The organism is uncultured Rossellomorea sp., assembly GCF_947488365.1.
Classification (GTDB): domain Bacteria; phylum Bacillota; class Bacilli; order Bacillales; family Bacillaceae_B; genus Rossellomorea.
Genome location: NZ_CANKZT010000006.1, coordinates 104,780 through 128,781 on the forward strand (window position 1 = coordinate 104,780; position 24,002 = coordinate 128,781).

The 24,002-nt window shown below is 43.4% G+C and carries 17 protein-coding genes; 13 read left to right on the forward strand and 4 right to left on the reverse strand.

Annotation, left to right across the window (positions count from 1 at the left end; translation table 11 throughout):
- Positions 1–10: 10 nt before the first annotated feature.
- The gene (locus Q1B03_RS18300; RefSeq protein WP_299744833.1) at positions 11–562 is read left to right on the forward strand and encodes a cysteine dioxygenase family protein; all 552 of its coding nucleotides are present in this window, start codon (positions 11–13) and stop codon (positions 560–562) included.
- A gap of 42 nt (positions 563–604) precedes the next feature.
- Here the strand turns inward: Q1B03_RS18300 and Q1B03_RS18305 are convergent, their stop codons facing one another.
- A complete protein-coding gene (locus Q1B03_RS18305; RefSeq protein ID WP_299744835.1) occupies positions 605–2,155 on the reverse strand; it encodes a glycoside hydrolase family 10 protein in 1,551 nt (516 codons plus the stop codon).
- A 411-nt stretch (positions 2,156–2,566) separates the two neighbouring features.
- Between Q1B03_RS18305 and Q1B03_RS18310 the strand changes: the two genes are divergently transcribed.
- The 12 genes from Q1B03_RS18310 to Q1B03_RS18365 all read left to right on the forward strand — a co-directional run bounded on the left by Q1B03_RS18310 (position 2,567) and on the right by Q1B03_RS18365 (position 18,967).
- Positions 2,567–2,917 (forward strand): MerR family DNA-binding transcriptional regulator, encoded by a 351-nt coding sequence (locus Q1B03_RS18310; RefSeq protein ID WP_299744838.1) that lies wholly within the window; start codon positions 2,567–2,569, stop codon positions 2,915–2,917.
- Positions 2,910–3,371 (forward strand): SRPBCC family protein, encoded by a 462-nt coding sequence (locus Q1B03_RS18315; RefSeq protein ID WP_299744841.1) that lies wholly within the window; start codon positions 2,910–2,912, stop codon positions 3,369–3,371. The genes Q1B03_RS18310 and Q1B03_RS18315 overlap by 8 nt, the downstream gene beginning before the upstream one ends.
- Positions 3,372–3,496: 125 nt before the next feature.
- Positions 3,497–3,952, forward strand: coding sequence for a DinB family protein (locus Q1B03_RS18320; RefSeq protein WP_299744844.1), 456 nt, complete (start codon positions 3,497–3,499; stop codon positions 3,950–3,952).
- A 431-nt stretch (positions 3,953–4,383) separates the two neighbouring features.
- Positions 4,384–8,982, forward strand: a complete 4,599-nt coding sequence (gltB, locus tag Q1B03_RS18325; RefSeq protein WP_299744847.1) for a glutamate synthase large subunit — start codon at positions 4,384–4,386, stop codon at positions 8,980–8,982.
- A 17-nt stretch (positions 8,983–8,999) separates the two neighbouring features.
- Positions 9,000–10,487: a glutamate synthase subunit beta gene (locus tag Q1B03_RS18330; RefSeq protein WP_299744850.1), complete on the forward strand. Its 1,488-nt coding sequence runs from the start codon at positions 9,000–9,002 to the stop codon at positions 10,485–10,487.
- Between the two features lie 730 nt (positions 10,488–11,217).
- The gene (nagE, locus tag Q1B03_RS18335) at positions 11,218–12,666 is read left to right on the forward strand and encodes an N-acetylglucosamine-specific PTS transporter subunit IIBC (protein WP_299744853.1); all 1,449 of its coding nucleotides are present in this window, start codon (positions 11,218–11,220) and stop codon (positions 12,664–12,666) included.
- A 279-nt stretch (positions 12,667–12,945) separates the two neighbouring features.
- Complete coding sequence (locus tag Q1B03_RS18340; protein WP_299744856.1) at positions 12,946–13,659, forward strand: DUF2161 domain-containing phosphodiesterase; 714 nt, start codon at positions 12,946–12,948, stop codon at positions 13,657–13,659.
- Between the two features lie 112 nt (positions 13,660–13,771).
- The gene (shc, locus tag Q1B03_RS18345; protein WP_299744858.1) at positions 13,772–15,640 is read left to right on the forward strand and encodes a squalene--hopene cyclase; all 1,869 of its coding nucleotides are present in this window, start codon (positions 13,772–13,774) and stop codon (positions 15,638–15,640) included.
- Between the two features lie 75 nt (positions 15,641–15,715).
- A complete protein-coding gene (locus Q1B03_RS18350; RefSeq protein WP_299744861.1) occupies positions 15,716–16,654 on the forward strand; it encodes a DUF3445 domain-containing protein in 939 nt (312 codons plus the stop codon).
- Positions 16,651–17,133 carry a dimethylamine monooxygenase subunit DmmA family protein gene (locus Q1B03_RS18355; protein WP_299744864.1) on the forward strand — a complete coding sequence of 161 codons (483 nt, stop codon included), beginning with the start codon at positions 16,651–16,653 and terminating at the stop codon, positions 17,131–17,133. The genes Q1B03_RS18350 and Q1B03_RS18355 overlap by 4 nt, the downstream gene beginning before the upstream one ends.
- A complete protein-coding gene (locus Q1B03_RS18360; RefSeq protein WP_299744867.1) occupies positions 17,130–18,083 on the forward strand; it encodes a PDR/VanB family oxidoreductase in 954 nt (317 codons plus the stop codon). Before Q1B03_RS18355 ends, Q1B03_RS18360 begins: the two co-directional genes overlap by 4 nt.
- Positions 18,084–18,193: 110 nt before the next feature.
- On the forward strand, positions 18,194–18,967 hold the full coding sequence (locus tag Q1B03_RS18365; protein WP_299745142.1) for an arylamine N-acetyltransferase: 774 nt from the start codon (positions 18,194–18,196) through the stop codon (positions 18,965–18,967).
- Between the two features lie 43 nt (positions 18,968–19,010).
- Here Q1B03_RS18365 and Q1B03_RS18370 read toward each other — a convergent pair whose 3' ends face one another.
- The 3 genes from Q1B03_RS18370 to Q1B03_RS18380 form a co-directional block, all read right to left on the reverse strand.
- Positions 19,011–19,196 carry a hypothetical protein gene (locus tag Q1B03_RS18370; RefSeq protein WP_299744870.1) on the reverse strand — a complete coding sequence of 62 codons (186 nt, stop codon included), beginning with the start codon at positions 19,194–19,196 and terminating at the stop codon, positions 19,011–19,013.
- Positions 19,197–19,288: 92 nt separating this feature from the next.
- Positions 19,289–19,540 (reverse strand): YuzF family protein, encoded by a 252-nt coding sequence (locus tag Q1B03_RS18375; protein ID WP_299744873.1) that lies wholly within the window; start codon positions 19,538–19,540, stop codon positions 19,289–19,291.
- A 141-nt stretch (positions 19,541–19,681) separates the two neighbouring features.
- Positions 19,682–23,758 (reverse strand): S8 family serine peptidase, encoded by a 4,077-nt coding sequence (locus Q1B03_RS18380; RefSeq protein ID WP_299744876.1) that lies wholly within the window; start codon positions 23,756–23,758, stop codon positions 19,682–19,684.
- Positions 23,759–24,002 lie beyond the last annotated feature (244 nt).

Consider the following 24,002-nt stretch of genomic DNA (forward strand, 5'->3'; position numbering starts at 1 on the left):
AGGAATCGCGGTGACCTTAAGGGAACGCATAAAGAATAGATTAGATGAATTGACAACCCCTTCCACGAAAGAACTTAAAGAAGTCTTGCAGTCTCTAAACGTAAGTCTCGATGATTTACAGCCATACTTACAGTCTGCGGATGGAAAACCCTATTATCGAAAGCTCCTTTATCAAAATGAAGTAGCAGAGCTTCTCGTGATGAATTGGTCCGACATGGAATGTGCTCCACATGATCACGGGGACTCAAAGGGATGGATTCAAGTCATGAACGGGACTTCAGTCAATACAATCTTTGAAGTAAAAGAAAACCAGCTTCCACAGGAGATATTTGATCGCGAATATAGGAAAGGTTCTTTCTTTTTTGCACCCAAAAAGGGTGTTCATAAAATGAAGAAGGGGAGTGGGGAAGAGCTGGTGACCCTCCATCTCTATTCGCCGCCTATTCAGGGTATGATGGTGTACGACCTGGGAAAATGTGCTGCCTGTGTTGTTTCTGAAGAATGCGGGGCATGGTGGCCGGATCATATAAAGCAGAAAGTGAAGGAAATTCAATTAAAATGAAAAAAGCGTTCCTCCATTATGGGGGAACGCTTCTTTCAATGATTATTGTACTCTCACTGTTTTCGCATCCTTACTTTCTACCCCTGTCGGAGAAACAGACGTAACTCCATAAGTGTACATTCCACCTTCTTGAGCTGAAGTATCTTCATACGTTGTTAGCTTTCCTTGAGAATAAACGACATCTACAATATTAGCCGGATTCTCGTAATCTCCTTCTTTCACGCCATCAAAGCGATAGATGACATATTTTCTGGCATCGGAGTGATGTTTATCATCGATGGTTAAAGTTACATGATCTTCATGTTTGTCTGCTTTCACCGTGTTCGGTTTCTTTGGAGGCGTTTCATTGTTCCAAGGAGTGGCAGGGGTTAAAGCAGGCTCTGTGTAAACCTCGTTACGTAAAATATCTGCGTAACCAAGTGGGTTTTCAAAGATTTGTCTTAGAGAGAAATGCATTTGTCCAAGGGCGGTTCCGTTATCACGGTTGTCCATGATTTGCTCTGGCAGCTCATAAGGATTGAACCATTCCTGGTCAAAATTGTCTCCCACTTTATAGTCGGCCGTCCCTATATAAAGATTAACAGGATGGTTGTACGCATACTCATTCACTTCCTGACTCCACCAATCCAATAGAACGGAGTAGTTAGCAACAGCCAGTTTTCTAGACCAATAGATTTGAGGGGTAATATAATCGATGCTTCCATCCTTGATCCATTGACGGGTGTCTGCATACAAGTCGTCATAATTCGTTTGTCCTGCCTGTGTGTCGCTTCCTGTAGGATCATCAGCAATATTTCTCCATACACCAAATGGGGAGATACCAAACTGGACCCATTCTTTAATGTCTTTGATGGATGAATTGATGTCAGCTACAAGAACATCTACGTTATTTCGTCTCCAGTCTTCAATATCGTCAAACGAACTTCCATATTTCTCGTATGTATCTTGATCTGGGAAGATTTCTCCTGCAATGCGGTAAGGATAGAAATAATCGTCCATGTGAACGGCTTCAATGTTGTAATTGCTCACTAATTCTTCAACCGTATCAATCAGGTATTCCTGTACTTCAGGTATACCCGGGTCCAAATAATACTGCTTGCCATATTTCACTACCCATTCTGGATGCAGCTTAGCTACATTGTCATCAGCAAGTGACTCGATCGTTTGATTTGGCATCGTAATTCGATAAGGGTTCACCCATGCATGAACCTCGATTCCGCGCTTATGAGATTCATCGATCATGATCTGTAGTGGATCATATCCCGGATCGGTTCCTTGTTTGTCACCTGTAATGTACTGGGACCAAGGAGCCAGTTCAGAAGGATAGAAGGCATCTACAGTAGGTTTCACCTGATAGATGATGGTATTAAATTTCAACTCTTTTAGCTCGTCAAGGGTCTCTGTCACCCAATCCGTATACTCCTCTTGATCCATTCCAGCTTTCACATCAATGTTTTGAACCGTGGCAATCCATGCTGCGCGCATTTCATGTTTAGGCGCATGAGTTTCCGAAGCTTTTGCTTTTCCTGTAGAAAAAGGAAGGGCTAGCGAGAACAACAAGGCGGCCATGATCATGTACTTCACTGCTTTCATCAACAAATTCCCCGCTTTCATTAACAGGTTTCCCATTAAAAGAAACCGTTTTCATTTTATTGAAATAATACTTCACAAAATAAAATAAAAACATGAAATATTATTTCTATTTTCATTATAAGGTGTTGCTTTCTTATGGTATATAGTACCAACGAGGTAAAAAAACTGAATATTCTATCGGTAATCAGTAAGATTTGACTAGTTAAATAGTTCTAAAAACGAAAGAAAGGGAAAGAATGGATACAGAATGTTTCGAACGATCGGGTTGATGTGGTGGTAATATAAGAGTTTGAAGGGCTTCGATTCATTAAGCACTCCATTCACAAAGCAGGGTTGAGAGATCTTTTGATAGAAAGGGATTGACCATGTGGTGCACCACATAGTTTATGATTTAGGTGTGAGGTGGAAAGAATGTACAAGGTGAGCGAGTTTTCCAAGATGACAGGACTGAGTAAGGAAACACTGCGTTACTACGCAGAGATAAAATTGCTCGAACCTGTGTATATCGATCCTGCAAACAACTATCGCTATTATGATAATGGATCCTATCTAGTGGGACGATTATTGGTCTACTTAAGGAGATTTAACTTTTCCATACAAGAAATGTTAACCGTCGTAAATGATGAATCCTTTGAGAATTTGGAACAATTGATACGTGCGAAGAAACGGGATTTAGAAGCGGAGATAGAGCGCATACAAACAGTGATTGCAGAAATGGATGATTTCTTCGAGATGGGAATAGGAGAGGATATGAATGATTAAATGGCATGAAGAACGGATCATTCCAGTCAATATTGAAACGATATGGCATTTGTTTGAGATTGAGAACATTCAACGAATCATGCCGAACGTCGTTGAAAACAAGGTACTGGAGCAAAAGGAAGGCGTGGTAGGGTCCACCTACCAACAGAAATACAAAGAGGGGAAAAGAATCGAGACGTATATTGTAGAAGACCTCGAGTACGAGAACACCCCCGAGAAAAAACACAATAAAATTGGCTTCACACTTGCAAAAGCCTTTGAAATCGAAGCTGAATTCACCCTCCACAAAATAGACGACAAACAAACCAGATTCATCTATAAAGGCGAAAACAGAGGACTGAACTTCCTCGGAAAAGTCTTATTAAAACTTGGCGGAGAAAAAAACAACAACAAAGTCGTCACCGATTTCATGGACCGTGTTGAAAGTGAAGCATTGAAAGAAGCGAATAAGTAGTGAAGAAGAAGGACGGACCTCCACGATTCGTGGAGGTCCGTCCCTCTATACGTTCACAAGCAGGAACTATCCCTTCTTTAATCGAATGTAGCATCGTAAGTGTTATTTAGAAGGGGATGTAGAAAATGGATAATAAAGAAAAAATCATAACACATCACATAAAGGTAATGGAATGGGTGACATCACTTGAGTCCTTATCGGAGGTACAATGGAGAAGGCCGATTGATGAAGGGAAATGGAGTGTTGCGGAAATCATCGGACACTTCATTCCGTGGGATCAATTTGTTCTGGAAAGCCGGATTCCCTATTTTAAATTAGGAAAAGAAATGCCTCCTGGGCCTGACCCGGATGAATTGAATCATCAAGCTGCAAAGGAAAGCAGAGAGCGTTCCAAACACGAAACCATTGAAGCATTCATTCTTACGAGACAAAAGCTGCATAAAGCGATCCTTACAATGAATGATCAGGAATGGCACAGAGAGATAACCATCGGCAAAAGCACAATAACAATCCCTGACTATTTTAATAACTTAGCCAAACATGATGAACACCATATGAATCAGATAAATGAGCTTATTTGAGAGGGACGGACCCACGGAATTTTCGGAGGTCCGTCCCTCTTCATATGGTTTGAATTTTGTTAATAGAGGGAAAAGAAGAGGAGTTTCAGGAGCTGAATTTCAGGGTGCGAAAAAAATTTTTCAGTTAAGATTTTGCATGAAAATTCATGTTGGATTTTGATGAAATATGTTCCGATGAGCGATTTTTTGAAAGCGATTTCTTTATGATTGCATCAAGCTTTTAAAGATTCTGAATATTAAGTGAAAACAAACATTTATATATCAACCTTCATCCGTCCAATTACATATATATTTGGAAAAACAACTCTCTATCCATTAACTTAATTTTTCGTTTTTTCTAATTTTCATGATATACTAACGAAAATTAAGAAAATTTAATTAACCGGTTAATTATTCAAAAAATATACAAGTTTAGTAGAGGAGGACATTGGATGAAAACGAATCTTCCTGTAGCGCAAGGCATGTATGATCCTGCGCAAGAACATGAAGCATGTGGAATTGGAATGATTGCAAATATTGATGGGACGAAAAGTCACAGCATCGTTCAAAATGCAATTAACATTCTATGTAACTTAGAGCACCGTGGAGGACAATCAGCTGATACAAGCACTGGTGACGGTGCAGGTATCCTTACCCAAATCCCTCATCATTTCTTCAAAAAGCAATGTGAGAAAGAAGACATTATCCTTCCTAGAAAAGGTGAATATGGGATCGGAATGGTATTCCTTCCTGAAAATTATGAGAAGCGCATGAAGAGCAAAGAAATCTTTGAGCGCATCATTGAAGAAGAAGGTCAGAAGACACTTGGCTGGAGACCTGTTCCACTCAATGATTCCTTTGTAGGAAAAGTGGCTTCCAAGTCTAAACCGTTCATTCGTCAAGTATTCATAGGCGTATCGGATGACATACAGTCCCGGATGGATTTCGAGCGCAAGCTATATGTGATCCGTAAACGAATTGAAAAAGAAGTGGCAAATGTTGAAGGACAAGAGGATGTATATCTTTGTAGTTTGTCTTCTACAACCATCGTTTACAAAGGGATGCTCATTCCCGAGCAGCTGGATTCCTTTTATATTGACCTCAACCATCCTGAGTTCCGGTCAGCTTTAGCCCTTGTACATTCCCGCTTTAGTACAAACACTTTCCCAAGCTGGCAGCGATCTCATCCAAACCGATATACGATCCATAATGGAGAATTCAATACATTACGAGGGAATGTGAACTGGATGCGCGCACGTGAGAAGCTGTGCCATTCAAGTGCATTTAAAGAAGAAGATCTGGAAAAGATCCTTCCTGTTATTGACGAGACAGGCAGTGATTCCTCTATGTTTGATAACTGCTTTGAATTCCTTCATTTATCAGGAAGATCCCTTGCTCACACCGCCATGATGATGGTACCGGAGCCTTGGGAAAACGATGACACGATTCATCCGAAGAAAAAGGACTTCTACGAGTACCATAGCTGTTTGATGGAGCCATGGGATGGACCGGCAGCCCTTGTGTTTACGGATGGAAAACAGATTGGTGCCTGCCTTGACCGAAATGGACTTCGGCCTGCACGTTACTATGTGACTAAAAGCGGTATGATTGTTCTTGGTTCTGAAGTAGGGGCCCTGGATATTTTTGCCGATGACATTGTGTACAAAGATCGATTACAGCCAGGAAAAATGCTGCTTGTAGATCTGGAAAAAGGAAGAATCATTCCGGATGAAGAGATCAAGCTGCGTGTTGCCTCTGAGCATCCGTACAGACATTGGCTGGACAACAATAAATTTGAACTTGAGGATTTACCTGAAACGACACATGAACCAGTTCAACTGGATTCAGAAGATGTGCTCTTGCAACAGCAGGCTTTTGGCTACACAAATGAGGAATTGAACAAAATCATTAAGCCGATGGTGACGGATGGGAAAGATCCGGTTGGTTCCATGGGATATGATTCACCTCTTGCCGTATTATCGAAAAAGCCACAGCTTCTTTATAACTACTTCAAACAACTATTTGCTCAAGTAACAAACCCACCGATCGATGCGATTCGAGAACAGATCATTACATCTGTAGGAACAACGATTGGAGCAGAAGGAAACCTGGTTAATCCGGGTCCTGAAAGCTGCAGGCATATCCATTTAAAGTCACCGATTTTAACCGGTGAAGAGCTTGAAAAGATTCGTCATCAAAACGAAAAGGGCTTCAAAGCCGTTACTTTATCGATTTTATTTGATGTAACAAATGAGGAAAATCAGCTTGAAAGCACGCTGGATGCTCTGTATGAAAAAGCTGACCAGGCCGTTGAAGATGGTGCGACACTCCTTATTTTATCTGACCGTGGAGTTGTGAAGGACAAAGCTGCCATTCCAGCACTCCTAGCCGTTTCAGGACTGCATCATCACTTAATTCGCCAAGGAACGCGTACGACTGTCAGCATCCTTTTGGAATCAGGGGAACCAAGAGAGGTTCACCATTTCGCAACCCTGCTCGGATATGGTGCGGAAGCAATCAATCCTTATTTAGCCTATGAAACGCTGCGTGATCTCATCGATAAGGGCGAGCTGCAGGACACTACTTACGAACAAGCGGTTCAAAGCTTTGTGAAATCAGGGACAGACGGTGTCATCAAAGTTTTATCTAAAATGGGAATTTCGACGATCCAGAGTTACCGTGGAGCACAAATATTTGAAGCGGTAGGGATCCATAAAGATGTGATTGATAAATATTTCACCCGTACAGCGTCAAGACTCGGCGGAATCGGGATGGATATCATCGAAAAAGAAGTGCTGTTAAGGCATCGAAAAGCGTTCAATGACCGAAAAGATAATCAACGCACATTGGATTCGGGAGATGAATTCCAGTACAGAAAAAATGGAGAAGATCATGCGTACAATCCAAGTACGATTCACACCCTTCAACATGCATGTCGTACGAATAATTACGAGTTATTCAAAAAATATTCCAACATGCTCACAGACGAGAAGCAGAATCTGCAGTCTCTGCGTGGACTACTTTCGTTTAAAGAAACGAAGCCTATCCCGATTGAAGAGGTTGAATCAGTGGAAGAAATCTGTCGCCGATTCAAGACTGGTGCCATGTCATTCGGATCCATCAGTCAGGAAGCCCATGAAGCATTAGCGATAGCCATGAATAAAATTGGAGGTCGGAGCAACTCAGGTGAAGGTGGGGAACATCCGAGCCGCTTCACACCGGATGAAAATGGGGATTCAAGGCGCAGCTCGATCAAACAAGTAGCGTCAGGACGCTTCGGTGTAACAAGCCATTACCTGGTTAATGCGGACGAAATTCAAATCAAAGTTGCACAAGGAGCCAAACCTGGAGAAGGAGGACATCTCCCTGGAAAGAAAGTATATCCTTGGGTTGCTGAAGTGCGGGGATCTACTCCTGGCGTGGAGTTGATTTCACCACCGCCTCATCATGATATCTATTCGATTGAAGACCTTGCCGAGCTGATTTATAACCTGAAGAATGCAAACCCGCAAGCACGCATCAGCGTAAAGCTGGTATCTGCTGTAGGTGTTGGCACGATCGCTGCAGGTGTGGCAAAAGGCCGGGCGGATGTTGTCTTAATCAGTGGATATGACGGGGGAACGGGTGCTGCACCGAGAACCAGTCTGAAACATACAGGATTGCCATGGGAGATCGGTCTTGCCGAAGCTCATCAGACCCTGTTACTGAATCGTCTTCGCGACCGGATTGTCGTCGAGACTGATGGGAAAATGATGACGGGCCGGGATGTTGTTGTTGCATCGCTTCTAGGAGCGGAAGAGTATGGATTCTCCACTGCACCGCTTGTTGTTCTTGGCTGTGTCATGATGCGTGTTTGTCATTTGAATACATGTCCGGTCGGTATTGCGACACAAGACCCTGAGTTACGAAAAAAATACACAGGTGATCCTGAACATGTAGCGAACTTCATGCGATTTGTTGCCCAGGAAACAAGAGAGCTTATGGCTCAACTTGGTTTCCGAACGATCAATGAAATGATTGGCAGAACCGATATCCTGGAAGCAAACGAAGCGATTGATCATTGGAAAGGGAAAGGAATCGACCTCTCTGCTCTTCTGTATCAACCAGATGTACCTGAAAAGGTGGGCCGCTATGCGACAAGAAAGCAGGATCACGAGCTTGAGAAAACACTCGATTATCAAGAGCTGATTCCCCGCTGCCGCCAAGCGATTGAAACGGGAGAACCGGTTGAATGGACGACAGCGATTCGAAACATTCACCGCGTAACCGGCACGATGCTTGGAAGCGAAATTACAAAACGTTATGGGGCAGAAGGCTTACCGGAAGATACAATCCGTTTGACGTTTAAAGGATCTGCAGGGCAAAGCTTTGGAGCCTTTATTCCAAAAGGTCTGACCCTTAGACTTGTCGGGGATTCAAATGACTTCGTAGGAAAAGGTTTATCAGGCGGGAAAATCATCGTTCATCCTGATCCGACCGCTACGTTCATCCCAGAACGAAACACGATCATCGGTAACGTTTCCTTCTACGGGGCGTCTGGTGGAGAAGCATATATTTATGGAGTGGCCGGCGAGCGATTCTGTGTCCGTAACAGTGGAGCGCAGGTAGTCGTTGAAAGCGTCGGGGATCACGGATGTGAATATATGACAGGTGGAAAAGTGGTTGTACTCGGACTTACAGGACGGAATTTTGCCGCAGGTATGTCAGGCGGAGTCGCCTATGTACTGGATGAAGATGAAAACTTCAGATCGAGATGTAACCAGGAGCTTGTCCTCGTTCAGCCATTATTTGATCCGGACGAAATGAAAGATGTATACGACATGATCGAGAAATACGTTCATTATACAAACAGCAACAACGGTAAGAAGATTTTAGCGAACTGGGATTCCTACGTGTCCAAATTTGTGCGCGTGATTCCGAAATCATACCTCAAGATGAGAGAGCGGATCAGTGAGCTTGAAAATAGTGGATTAGAGAAATTCGATGCCGAAATGGCAGCATTTGAAGAAGGCACAAAAGAAGAGAAAAAAGTGTTAGAACCAGCGAAATAAAGAGGGAGGGGGATATTATGGGAAAGCCAACTGGATTCATGGAATATAAAAGACAAACATTAGATGAAAGAAATCCAGCTGAACGAACGAAGGATTGGAACGACTACACCTCTCCTCTTTCGGAAGAAGAAGTCAAGAAACAGGGGGCGCGCTGTATGGATTGCGGCGTTCCTACCTGTCAGTCTGGAATGGAAATCAACGGAGCGACAACTGGTTGCCCCGTTTATCACTTAATACCGGAATGGAACGACCTTGTGTACCAGGGACAATGGAAAGAAGCCCTAAAGCGTGAACATCAGATGAACAACTTCCCGGAATTCACCGGTTTTGCTTGTCCGGCACCATGTGAAGGAGCATGCGTACTCGGGATCAATGAGCCGCCTGTGGCGATCAGAACAGTGGAACGTTCGATTATTGAGAAAGGGTTTGAAGAAGGCTGGGTCATTCCTGAACCACCTGAACACCGCACAGGTAAACGAGTGGCGGTCGTGGGTTCAGGTCCTGCAGGATTAGCCTCTGCTGCTCAATTGAATAAAGCAGGCCACCTTGTGACTGTTTTTGAAAAAAATGATCGTGTAGGCGGACTATTAACATATGGCATTCCGGAAATGAAATTGCCTTATTCAGTTGTTAAGCGTCGCGTTGATATTTTAGAGGAAGAGGGCATTGAATTCGTTACGAATACGGAGGTCGGGAAAGACTACACAGTGGAAAATCTGCGTGAAAACTTTGACGCAGTCATACTTTGCGGAGGTGCAGCCGTCCATCGTAACATCCAAGTAGAAGGACGTGATTTAAAAGGCGTTCATTACGCAATGGAATTCCTTCATTCGAATACAAAAAGCCTGTTGGATTCCAACCTGGAAGACGGAAATTATATTTCTGCTGAAGGGAAAGACGTCATCGTCATCGGTGGTGGGGATACAGGCACAGACTGTTTAGCCACTTCTGTAAGACATAACTGTAAAAGCCTCACTCAGTTTGATATCTACGATAAAAAGGGTGCCATGCGGGATGAAGTCGGCAACCCATGGCCGCAATACCCGGTCATTCACCGGGTTGAGTACGGTCAAAAAGAAGCAGCTGAAGTACTTGGAGAAGATCCACGTGCATACGCTGTCATGACCAAGAAGTTTGTCGGTGACGAACATGGTCATATCAAAGAAGTTCATACGATCAATGTAAAGCTTCGTTATGATGAAGATGGAAACAAAATCCGAGATGAAATTCCTGGAACTGAAAAAGTATGGCCGGCAGATCTTGTCCTTCTGGCAATCGGATTCAGTGGTCCGGAACAAGACCTGATCAAGGAACTTGAAGTCGAAACAAACAGCAATTCCACCGTTAAAGCAGAGTACGGCAAATACCTGACCAACGTCGATGGAGTCTTCGCTGCAGGAGACATGCGCCGAGGCCAAAGCCTCATCGTCTGGGCCATCAACGAAGGCCGTGAAGCAGCACGCGAATGCGACCGCTACCTCATGGGTGGAACTGAATTACCTTAATAGAGGGACGGACCTCCGTTGGGCTTGATGCCTGACGGGGTTTTTTTTGCGTGTTTAAAGAGGGACGGGCCTCCCTCACGTCCCATCCACCACCTCCAATCCTCATAACCACACCATTTCTTCTATCTAACTTCAAGGTCCGTCCCTTAAGATCCTGTAAGTAGAGAATTACGGGAGCAGTTGGTTGTTTCTTTTGCTGGGATGTGGGTTGTACGATCGTTGAAAAGTGAGGGAAGTGGCCATATTAAGGGAAATATGGTGAAACTTCATTCGTATAGGCTCTAAATACGTATTTTAAATCTAAAAAAAGGGTCTGATAGGTCCTTTAGAAGGTCTAGGTAAGGGCTTTATCTAGTGTGCTTGGAGATAATTGCGTCGCTTTGGTAAAGAATTGCGTCATTTTTTAGTTTATTGCGTTTTTATCATAGGTAATTGCGTCATTTTCATTAGTAATTGCGTCTTTTTCTATTTTATGGAAAAATGATAGCGGACCACATCAAAAAAATTCCCTTCCAAGGTCCGTCCCTCAATATTCATAAAAAGTCCTAAGTATAAAGGCTCTATTGACTATAGAACAAGTTAGTGAAAATAAGTATGAAAGGGTAGCATATTCACTTCTAAACAATCTAGAATAGGAATATTGTCTACTGTAAGAGTTTTGTCCAAAGACAGGATGGGAGGGACGCACTTATATTTTATTAAAATTGAAGACTGATAGGGGGAAAACAAAATGATGAAATATCTTCAGCGTATTGGTCGTTCGTTAATGCTTCCGGTTGCCGTTTTGCCGGCTGCAGCGATTTTGATGGGGATTGGGTATTGGATCGATCCAACCGGCTGGGGGGCGGATAGTCCGATTGCCGCTTTTTTAATTAAGGCTGGCGCTTCGATCATAGATAATATGTCGATTCTATTTGCAGTCGGTGTAGCATTGGGTATGGCCAAAACAAAGGATGGATCTGCAGCACTGAGCGGGTTGGTCGCTTATCTCGTGATTACGACACTCCTTTCAACGGACTCAGTTGCACTGCTTCAAGGTGTGGATGCCGCAGCAGTCAATCCTGCATTTGAGAAAATCGGTAATCAGTTTGTCGGGATTCTGTCAGGGATCGTTGCGGCAGCTATGTACAATCGCTTCAGTCACGTGAAGCTTCCGGATGCCCTTGCCTTTTTTAGCGGAAAACGATTGGTTCCGATCATGTCGGCGATTGCCATGCTGGTTGTATCAGGCGTGATGCTGTTTGTTTGGCCGGTCATCTACACTGCCCTGGTTTCATTCGGGAAGGAAATCAGTGGGCTCGGCTTCACGGGTGCTGGTCTATATGGATTCTTTAATCGATTATTAATTCCTACTGGATTGCATCATGCCTTGAATTCCGTGTTTTGGTTCGACGTTGCCGGTATTAATGATATCGGGAACTTCTGGTCAGGTAACGGTGAAAAAGGTGTGACGGGTATGTATCAGGCTGGGTTCTTCCCGGTTATGATGTTTGGTCTTCCTGCAGCGGGACTTGCCATCTATCATGCTGCAAAACCAAATAAGAAGAAGCAGGTGGCGTCACTTATGCTGGCAGCTGGTTTTGCTTCCTTTTTCACAGGGGTGACTGAGCCTCTTGAGTTTGCCTTTATGTTCGTGGCACCTGCCCTTTATGTAGCACATGCTGTGTTGACAGGGTTATCCTTGGCGATTGCCTCCTTCTTTCAATGGACGGCCGGGTTCGGGTTCAGCGCAGGGTTCGTCGATTTTGTCCTGAGCTCAAGACTTCCGTTAGCGAATCTTCCGTACATGCTGCTCATACAAGGTGTCGTATTTGCCCTTCTCTACTATTTCTTGTTCCGTTTCATGATCGCGAAATTCAATCTTATGACTCCAGGGCGTGAAGAGGATAATGAAGAAGTAGTAGTGGAGAATGCAACAGTGCATACTCAAAGCGAAAAGTTTGCCGTGATGGCAGAGGAAATCTATGCAGGACTCGGCGGAGATGAAAATGTAACATCCGTAGATAACTGTATAACAAGATTGAGAGTGGAAGTAAAGGACATGGATGCCGTGGATCAGGGGCGGATCAAAGCGACAGGGGTTCCGGGCCTCCATGTGGTTGGGGAAAATAGCATTCAAGTGATTGTCGGGACGTCGGTGCAATTTGTGGCTGATGAGATTGAGAAGATTCGAGGGTAGGAGTGTCGGCCGATTGTGTGATGGGTTTAATGGAGGGGAGTTTATCGTTTTTTTGCAGAATGGCAGATATATGGTAAATATGGCAGATAAAATAAAAAAAGGCAGATATACTTCCTAAATGGCAGATGAATCCCCAACATGGCAGATAAGCGAAACCGAGAGCCTTCCACCCCAACTCCCGCACAAGGAGTTGGGGTCTCTTTTTCTCCCAAACTGCAAAAATCTCAAGAATAGTCTATACTTTATCCTATAGAATTCTTTCCCAGGAAGGTTTTTACCATGAAGAAACTTAAAGAATCGGATCTCTATCAACCGATCCAAAAACATTTTCATAAACAGGGATACCAGGTGAACGGCGAAGTGAACGATTGTGATGTGACTGCTTTTAAAGAAGAAGAACTTGTGATTGTGGAATTGAAGCTTTCATTGAATGTCGAGCTTCTTATTCAAGCGACAAAGCGGCAGAGACTCACAGACCTGGTGTACATTGCGATCCCGAAACCAAAGCGTCCCCGGTCAAAGCGGTGGAATGATGTCTGCCACTTGGTTCGCAGATTGGAGCTCGGTCTGATCACCGTTTCATTTACGACGAAAACGCCAAAACTTGATTTTGTCATTCATCCAGAAGCCTTTGACCGGAAAAAGAGTATGAAGAACAGTAAGCGGAAACGGGCGGCGCTTGTAAAAGAAATCGAAGGGCGCAGTGCAGATTACAATGTAGGCGGCAGCAATAAGACGAAAATCATGACGGCTTACAAGGAAAACTGCATTCAGATCGCCTGTTACTTGGAAAAACACGGGCCCATGTCACCGAGGAACTTAGCCAAGCTGGGCACGGGTACGAAAACCCCATCCATTCTTCAGAAGAATTATTACCGCTGGTTTGAGCGGGTGAAAAGGGGAGTTTACCAGATAACGGAGCAAGGAAAAAAAGAGCTTGAAAAGTATCCCGAACTCGTAAGCTATTACTCAAAGAAATTAGAAGAACAATAGAAAGAGCCTGCTTTCCGTAACCGGAGAGCGGGCTCTTCTTTGCATCTCACTACTAGTACCCGCATTCTTCACATATACATTACATCAGAGAAGATATCGGGAGGATAAATGTATGAAAAAGAAGATTGAGAGTACGATTCATAAAATGGTGAGTGATCTTCAGCATAAACAAAATGCAGACGGAAGCTGGTCCTTCTGCTTTGAAAATAGCTTGATGACCGATGCGTATATGATCATTCTCCTGCGTTCCCTTGAGATGGATGATGAAGAGCTTGTGGGACGGTTGGTGAACCGCCTTTGGAAAGTGCAAACAAGGGAAGGGACATGGAAGCTTTTTGAGGATGAGAAGGAAGGAAATCTGTCTTCAACGATTGAGGCATACTTTGCTCTCTTATTTAGTGGGTTGGTGGAGAAGGATGACAAGAGACTGGAGAAAGCCCAGCGTTTCATAGAGAAAAAGGGTGGTATTCACGGGGCGCACTCGATTACGAAATTTATGCTTGCCATTCATGGACAATATGATTGGAGGCATTTGCTTCCGATTCCCATCGGGTTTTTAATGATTCCGAAGCAATTCCCCTTGAATTTCTGGGATTTCAGCAGCTATGCACGAGCTCATTTGGCACCGCTGCTGTTGCTGAAGGATCAGGGATTCTCATTAAAATCAAACAGCATTCCACAAATGCAGCATCTGTCCCGATCACCACATGAAGTAAGATACAGTGAAAGGGAGCTGAAATTATTTTCGAAAATCAACGAGGGCTTACAGTCCTTAATAAGTATTCCATCTCATTTGCATCAACAGGCCACACAATTTGCCCAGCAGTATATGCTGCAAAGAATTGAATCCGATGGGACGTATCTTAGTTATTTCAGCACAACGTTTTATATGATTTATGCACTGCTTGCTTTGGGATACAAAAAGAGTGACCCTATAATCGTAAAGGCAATGAGTGGATTAAAAGAGATGGCCTGCGAAACGAAGAAAGGCATTCATATTCAAAATTCACCCTCAACCGTGTGGGACACAGCCTTGATCGGCTATGCCCTTCAGGAGGCGGGGGTGGATGCACGGGACCGCTCCATAGACAAAGCGGTGGAGTACCTTCTCAAGAAACAACATTTCCGCTATGGGGATTGGGCGATGGAGAGCGTTGTGAAGCCTGGGGGCTGGGGCTTTTCAAAGAGCAACAGCATTCACCCTGATGTGGATGACACGACGGCGGCACTCAGGGCCATTACCTATTGGGCTGCTGAAAAACCACTTGTGCGGCAATCGTGGGACCGGGGGCTTGAATGGACACTTGGTATGCAGAACCGTGATGGAGGCTGGCCGGCTTTTGAAAAAAACAAGACGAAAGGAATCCTTACTTCATTTCCTATGGACGGGGCAGAGGCAGCGGCAATCGATCCATCAACCCCTGATCTAACAGGAAGAGCCCTGGAATTCCTGGGCAGCCGGGCAGGGTTGACAAAGGACCATCCTCAGGTGAAAAGAGGGATACAATGGCTGAAGCTGATGCAAAAGGACGATGGGTCCTGGTACGGGCGCTGGGGTGTCTGCTATATCTATGGAACATGGGCGGCCATCACGGGTATGAAAGCAACGGGTGTGCCGTCTTCTGATAAACATATCCAAAGAGCAAAAGCTTGGCTGGAAAGCATTCAACACAAAGACGGGGGCTGGGGAGAATCCTGTTACAGTGATCAGGAGAAGACATACGTACCTCTTTCCTTTTCTACCCCTTCACAAACAGCATGGGCACTGGAATCTCTCATCTGTATCGAAGACAAACCAACCCCGGCGATCGACTTGGGCATCATGGCTCTTCTCGAATTAATAAAAGGAGCATCAGATGACTCTTCCAAAACGTATCCAACGGGAGTCGGTCTTCCAGGACACTTCTATATACACTACCATAGCTACCGGTGGATATGGCCCCTGATTACACTCAGCCGGTACAATGAGAAATACGGGTGAGGGACGGACCTCTTGAGGTCCGTCCCTCTATACGATAAAATAAAAGTAAGAATTTTCAGATAAAAGGGTGGTTGTATGGTGAAAGTGGATTCGTTTCCTTATCCCTTTAAGGGGGATGTGTATCGGTATTCGAATAATTCGGTTCCTTTGGAGGAGCAGAGGAGTGTTGAGATTACCTCTTCTTATGAAGAAGAAATCAAGCTTAAACGGAAACTGCTTACGCATCATCCCGAACGGTGCTTTCAGTCCCGGCCGCATACCTTGAAAGCTCAATGGGAAATAGCAGAGCTGGTCATTCAACATCTTACTACGTGTTATCCTCAGCAGTTTTCCCTTGAAAAAAATGATGGAAAATGGACGTTCCACAACCACATTCTAAATGAACAAAAAACCTTTAAACTTGGGGATGAATCCACTTTATCATTGGAACCACTCGATTTTATCGGTCGACATGTACAAGAGGACCTGATTTTCATGATGCAGCGGGATGGGGATTTATATTTGGATGCGGGACAGCTTTGTTTTCCTGCTAATTGGTCCCTGGCTTTTAATTCAGGAATGAGTTTTAAAGAGATCCATAAGCCGATACCCGGTTTTAAAGAAGTAGGATTGGATCAACGAATTCTGAGGTTTTTAATGCATATGGAAGCAGGTGATCCTTGGGTCAGGCGGAATTGGTCGTTAATGGCGGGGGATCGGTTGGATACTTCTCTTGAGACCTTTGATCAGTGGGGGAAGGATAGAAGGGTAGTTACTGGAGAAAATGTCGGGGCATTCGTTCATTTGCGGGTAGAAGTGCAGAAACTGTTCCGTTTGCCTGGGTCAAACGGTTTACTGTTCACGATTCATACCCACCTCCTCTCACTGGATAAGTTCACTCGAAATCCGGAGTGGACCGAGGAATTTCACCGGATCCTGCAGGAGCTTCCACCACCTATCTCAGATTACAAAGGGATTTCCCTTTTTAAAGAAGAGGTTATTGAATACTTGAATGAAAAGCGGGTGATAAAGTGAAGACCGAGACACAGCCAGCGTTCGTACCAAGTAAACGAAAGTATTTATTTTGCGGTGATCATAAAGGGATGAAACGACTGACTCCTATCATAAAAAAAGTAATGAAGGAGAATGTCTCCTTTGAAGTGGTGTATCTTGGTGAAAAGGAAGAAACCAATATCTCACGGTGGTTGCGAAATCAGAGGATGGGCAGTTTTCTATATATAGCAATGGAGTGGGGTAAGCTGGAAGGTCTCAAGCACCTGGCTGTGGAATGTGGTTTTTCTGAAGAGGAAGTGCAGTTAATTGGTCACGGTATCAGAATGATCGAAGTTTTCTGTTGCAAATGTCATCAGAAAACAAAGATTGAGGGTTTGGGTAAACTCGAGACGATCTGTTCCCATTGTCACTTAAAGTTGTCCATTTCCGATCACTACTCTCCATTACGAGGGTCATTCCTCGGTTACGCTACCTTAGAAATGGGGAGTGGTCAAAGGTGAATCTACTCAAAACCATCCCCGTAAAAGTCAGGTCCATTCATCAGGAAACCCCTCATATCAAGAGGTTTACTCTTGTTCATGAACATAACGAATCCCTTCCTTATTTTAGCGGGGGATCCCATATCACTACATATGTTGAGCTGGATGGACAAACCATTGCCAGGTCGTATTCCTTAACGAACCCACCTGGTCAAACAGCCGCCTATCAAATCGCCATCCGTCTAAAAGAAACGTCCCAGGGGGGATCTATGTATTGGCATGAACGGATGAAAGTGGGGGATACCTTACGAGTGGGATTTCCACAAAATCATTTCCCACTGAGTTTTAAAGCAAAACACCATGTATTCTATGCCGCGGGAATCGGTATCACCCCTTACATGTCCATGATGGCAGAGCTTAAGGAGGAGGGACGGACCTTCGAACTCCATTATGCAGTGAAATCGAAAGAGGCTTGCCCTTTCTACTCCTTTCTAACGGAAACCTTTCCTGAGCAGGCTCACTTTTATTTTTCAAAAGAAAAGAGGTTGACAGATACAACACTTTGGAAGCACAGAATAGGAACCCACGTTTACTTCTGTGGTCCACCTTCATTCATCGAAGAATTTACTAGAAGTGCCCTCGAAATCGGATATCCTCCGCGGAGTATTCATTGCGAGAGATTCACTCCTCCACAGACACTAACACGTCGAAGATTTGAAGTGGAGTTAACGAGTGGTCAAACCATTTCTGTGTCGGAAGAAGAGACTTTGTTAGAGGCACTGCTCGAGTTAGGGATCAAAGCTCCCTATTCCTGCCGGGCTGGGCGATGCGGAACATGTGAATTAAACGTGATAGAGGGAAAAGTCGATCATGGTGATTCTTTTTTGAGTGAGGAAGAACGGAATGGACACCGGTCGATTCTGACATGTGTATCGCGTGCCCAGTCTGGAAAGTTGCGAATTCAGTTGTGATAGGGCGTTTGGCATATAAGGTGTTTTTCTTGAAATTCGACATTGTAAAAGTAAATAATAAACAGATACAACATAATGTAGAATGACGCTTAAGAAATGGAGGGCTCACCATTACCGATCTAAATACATTATTTCGCAAAAGAATACATTATCCACCCACAGGGAAAATAACCTTTCAACAATTAGATACCATTTTAGAAGAAACAGCTAAAAGCATCCCATTCGAAAATCTATGTGTTATTGGAAATACGTTCACTGATCTTACCAAAGAAAATCTAATGAATAAAGTGCTCGTGAAGAACGAAGGTGGTCTATGTTATGAATTGAATTCATTGTTTTATTTATTTTTGGTCGAAAATCAATTTGATGCATCTCTCGTTCGGGGAGTCGTTTACGATCATGATAAAGAGCAGTACCAGACGTTAGGAAGGACCCATGTGGTGATTTTAGTCACACACAACGATTCATCATATGTGATTGATACGGGATTTGGAGGAAATCTCCCGTTGAAAACAGTGCCATTATCGGGAGAAGAGGTCGTTTCTTCAAATGGTCAGTTTAGAGTTAAAAAGGCCGACAGTCCCCATGGAGATTATATTTTTGAAATGAAATTAAAGCATAAGCATTCGGAATGGAGAACCGGATATGCTTTCGATTCGCGTGATCACATAAAGGATGTCACTCAATTGAATGACATTCAAACGATTATTGCCAAACATTCAGCTTCCCCTTTCAACAAGCATCCATTGTTGACAAAAAGGACTGATAACGGGAATGTAACATTAACCGATACGTCCTTTACACAGTGGAAGGATGGAGAGATGACGAAAGAGGAAATTGATCATGAGGAATATAAAAAACTGCTGAACATCTGGTTTGAATAATAAGCATAAAAAAAGACTCAGAAAAATATCTGAGTCCATATTTTTACTTGCCGAGTATTTCCATAACGCCTTTATATATAAGGAAAAGAGAGAATATGAGAATTGCTAATATGCCAATGACGTTTGTTACCGGGGCTATGCTTGCTAAAAACGTCCCTGCTAAAGGAGCTTTCAACAATGCAAATCCGGATAAGATACCCGCTACTAACAAAAGAATAAAACGATCCATTCTGTCATGCCTCCTCTCAGGGTAGTATATGTCGGAGGGAAGGGGAAGTTGAACCCAAGATTCGTGATGTTGCCTAATTGCAAATTGACTATTTAAACAGGCATAATGGAGACGATTTGTTGAATTCTCACGAAAAATACAGAGTCACCAGCTTTAAGTGCGATATGATCTGGTTGAACCTCAATCAATTCGCCTCGAATCGTGTCTTTCGTAGTCTCCACAATGAGCATTTTCCCCATGACGGACTGCAGTCTGCTGACGACGAATGGATCAATCAAAGTGGTATAGGAAGTATTTACATTCATGCCCTGGTTACGATCATAAGGCTGATAATAGCTATACATGAAGCACCATCCTTCAAGATGAATTTTTTAGGCTATCTCTTCATTTGTATGTAAGAAGGGTGGTTTGTATTATGGATCAAAGCAGAAAGGAATGAACCCTGATGTAACGAGGGCCCATTCCTTTAAATTCTGGCATGATGTTTAGTTCAGTCCTAATTCCTCTAAAATCGAATCCAACGTTTTTCCGTCGGCTGATTCAACTGGAGCAGGGGCATTCTTAACATGCTCATTCTGTAATAGATAGTTCTTTTGAACAAAATTCATATCGTTCGCATCCACCACTTCATCGAAATTGATGTCGGCAGCACGATTATTAGTATTCCAGGCATCCTGAATGGCAATGGCATCATGAATGTCGATGACATGATCCTGGTTGACATCTCCTCCGACAAGTTTCATATTGTTCACTCTATGATATTTTCCGTAAAGCATTCCGTTGTACTCATAACCGATTTGCTCATTATTCTTCTTAGTTAAGAAGTGGCCTGGAAGTGTTACGGTTATATCATAAGGGTCTTTGCTTAATGGGAGTTTCTCAATGGAGTACTCACCATTATCTGTGATGGATGATGGTGTAAAGACGTCTCCTGTTGAATTTTTGAATTCTACAGTTGCATCTGCTTTTGACCAATCCTTCTTGGCATTGTAGCCACTTCCACTATCAAATCCTTCAGGACTTATATATCCCCTTATTGAGTTAAAGTCAGGATTTACAGTGAATCCTGCACCAGCATGTAATAAATTCATTGTTTCATTGTTGGAATCTGTAACGGTTACCGTCGGGTCCAACCCATCCTCTTTCGTGAAGATTTCATCTTGAAGTTTTACGTGCACCTCAACGATCGCACTATGATCGAATGATTCAACAGGTTCATTGAAGGTGACTTTAATTTGATTTCCTTCAAGTGTCAGGGAAGCTTTTTCTAGAAACTCCCCGGATAGCTTGGCATCAATCACTTCTGGTTTTTTTCCGTAGTGATCTTCAAATGTCCAGGTGGCTTCCTTTGCATCTTGAACATTATCCAGTAATAGGGTTGCCTTTACGGTTTCACCTGTTGTAACGGTATCGACATCGGTTTTCAGATACGCGTTCGGAGTACCTTCTTTAATAAAGAAATAGTTTTTCATCGTACTATTATTCCCAGCCATATCATAGCCCTTCATTCTAAAGTTAAGGGCTTTCACATTCTCATTCATCGCAATTTCTTCGACAAACTTACCGTTTTCATCCATGTAAAGAGGTGACGAAGGGAAAGGTGAATTCCAATAATAAATCATAAAGTTTTTGGATTGATCTGTGTCGATTCCTGCTGCTTGCATTTTTTCAATAAGTGGATCTGTAATTTCAATCTCAAAAGGGTACGTTTCCTGACCCCGCTTATATTCAAGGAACGGTGACTCACCATCCAGGGAACTCTTGAATGTAGGACCTTCAATGTCGATATAGAAATGCTCTGATTTTGTTTTTACTTTGCCTTTAGGATCTGTCATCGCATACTTGATCTTATAGTGCCCAGGTTTTGCGATGGTCATTTCTTCTGAAACGGGATTTTTCTTATCACCGGTAAATGCGAAATAGCCACCCTGGAATGCTCTTAGTAAGTAGTTGTTATCCAGCAGGGCACCCTGCAGATCGAGTGTACCGATTAATCCTAAATCTTCACCTGTTTCCCCGTCCTGAAGGATGATATCCATGCTTTCCATCGGTGAACTCAGGTTGAATTCAACCAGTGCCCATGGATAGCGGAATGGATCATATCCGTGAGTATAGTGAGAAGGTGCAAAGGTGGGGGATAACAATTCAAGTGTATTAAAGCCTTCCTCCGATCTCTTTACGCTAAATGGCACGCGGTAGCTTTCTGTTTGATCATTACGGTTCGTAACGACCAGGTATCCCTCGTAAATCCCTTTCGCAGCTGTTTTAGGCATTGTCAGGAAGAAATTTGAAGTCTTTTTGTTGCCACCATTCACTTTAATAGACTTGTCTGAAGTCACTTCAACTCCATTTTCCTTGAGACTAAGGGTGCCTTCCTGTACATTTTCTTCAAACGTAATGTCAAAGGTTTTCTTTTGATCGCTTTTATTTGTGATTTCAAAGCTTTTTTGTACGCGGAGGTGATCTCCTTCGGCCACTACCTGATTTCCAAAGCTCAATCCCCCAGTTGGATGATCGATTGCAATCAGTTCTTCGCCATTAGGAAGCAACGTTTCATCGTTTATTTGAATCGTTGTTTGGCTATGGAGGGCTTGATACGGATCCACTCTTCCTGCACCAACCTCAAATACGCTGTAATCTCCCTTCAAAGGATCAGATGAGTTCATAAGTATCGTTTTAATATCAGCTGGCTCGAGATCCGGATTCTCTCCCAAAAGTAAAGCTGCCAGCCCCGCTGTGAATGGAGAAGCCATCGAGGTTCCTGAAAGTCTTGAGTAAGCATACTGATAGTCATCCGTGTTCTCAGGATCGATCATAAAAGAAGGGAAAGTCGATAGAACGCTGACCCCGGGAGCGACCACTTCAGGTTTCATATCCAAGCTTTTGTTGACTGGACCCCTTGAACTGAAATCGGCTAACTGGTCACCCTCTGTAAAGCTTTCTTCTAAGTTCGTAAACGTGAAGCTTGATGTGCCACTTTCGATTGTTGCTTTTAATTCTTCCCCGGCAGCCTTTGTCATCGAGAAGGCCGGGACATAATGGGCTGATTCTCCGAGGTTATATCCTACATGACCTTCTGCATTGTTGTACATGATCACGGCTTTAGCTCCATGTTCTTTGGCAAATTTCACCTTGTCATTCAGAGCAAAATTTCCTCGCTGAACAAAAGCGATCTTACCATCTACATTTTTATTCGCATAGTCTGCTTCATACCCTAGGCCAACATCTACTAATTCTAGTGATTGATCTTCCAGACTATCGAATGTGTGAGCGAATCCCCTAGCCATACTCACAATACCGGTCGACCAGCCAGCTGTCGTTTGACCAGTAAAAGTGGTTTGGGAAACAGGGACATCACTCGCCCCGACAGTCAAAGCTAAAGCTGCTGTTCCAGGAGAGCCAAGGGTAAAGTCATTTGGTCCTGAATTCCCGGCTGAAACAACGGCCGTCACACCATTTAACACAGCATAGTTAAGGGCGGTACTTGTAGGGTAATAAGGGTCATTGACACTTGCTCCCAATGAGAGGTTGATGACATCCATACCATCTTGAACCGATTTCTCAATTCCTGCAAGGACGTCTTCGGTGTAACCACTTCCGTAAGGACCAAGGACACGATACACATATAAGTCAGCATCTGGAGCAACTCCCTCTACAGATACTTCACTATCATTCTCGTTTTGTCCTACAATGGTTCCGGATACATGAGTACCATGAGAGGTATAATAGGGATTTCCCGTATAACTGAACTCTGGTTCACTCGTACTCTTCCAATCTTCATACGTTGCTTCCATTGGATCCGCATCGTCGTCAACAAAATCATATCCGCCTTTGTAGGCATCCTTTAAATCAGGGTGGTTGTAGTCAACACCTGTGTCGATCACGCCGACTTTGATTCCGTCTCCTGTGATTCCTTCCTTATGTAATTCATCCACTTTTAAATAAGGAATGCTTTCAACAGATGTTGTGATTTCACGGTCTACATCATTAGGAAGATCTTGTTGAACCGGATCGACAGTATAGGTCTGGTTTTTAAATACAGCCTTGACGGCTTTGGAGTTTAGCAGGCGTTCTACTTGATTGGCCGGAAGGGTCATCGCCACACCGTTATATGCTTCTTTATAGGTTTGGGTGATTTTCGGCTCTATCTTTTTTCCTTTTACAAGACTAGTAGATAGATGTTTTGCAACATCTTCTTTGAACATCTTATGTTCTTTCTCCACTTGGGCTTTGGCGTCTTCTTTCTTTACTGTTTTTCCTTTTACTGCAGCTTCTAGTACGGCTACATGCCCAGGTTTGGATTGGAATTCGACGATAACGGAGATTTCTTCACCGGATGCCAATTCATTCGGTTGAAATCCTTGGAGACCTTCTGCGTTATTTAATTTCAGTTGATGCAATGCTTGTCTTTGCTCTTCTGTCAAAGAAGATAAAATCGTTTCTGCTTTCCAATCCGCAGCTGTAGCTGTTGGAGAGGAGTAGCCCGATACAGGGGATAAAAGTAATCCAGTGGATAATGCAATCACAGCTGATTTCTTTGCGATGGAAGATCCATTCATCATCTCTACCTCTTTTCTTTAGTTGTTAGTTCGATAATTCTAAAAATTATTACAATTAATAGTGTAAATTTAAATCTGTCATGTTTGTATGGGGGTTTGTTTAGGGACTATTTAACTACTGATTGGAGTTTAACAATCATTTATCTTCTGATTTTTTAGGAGGGGGTAGGAGGAAAGTTGCGAAATAATGGCGGTGAGTTGGGGTTGTTCAGAAAACAAAACAAATATAGTGGCTAACAATCAACGA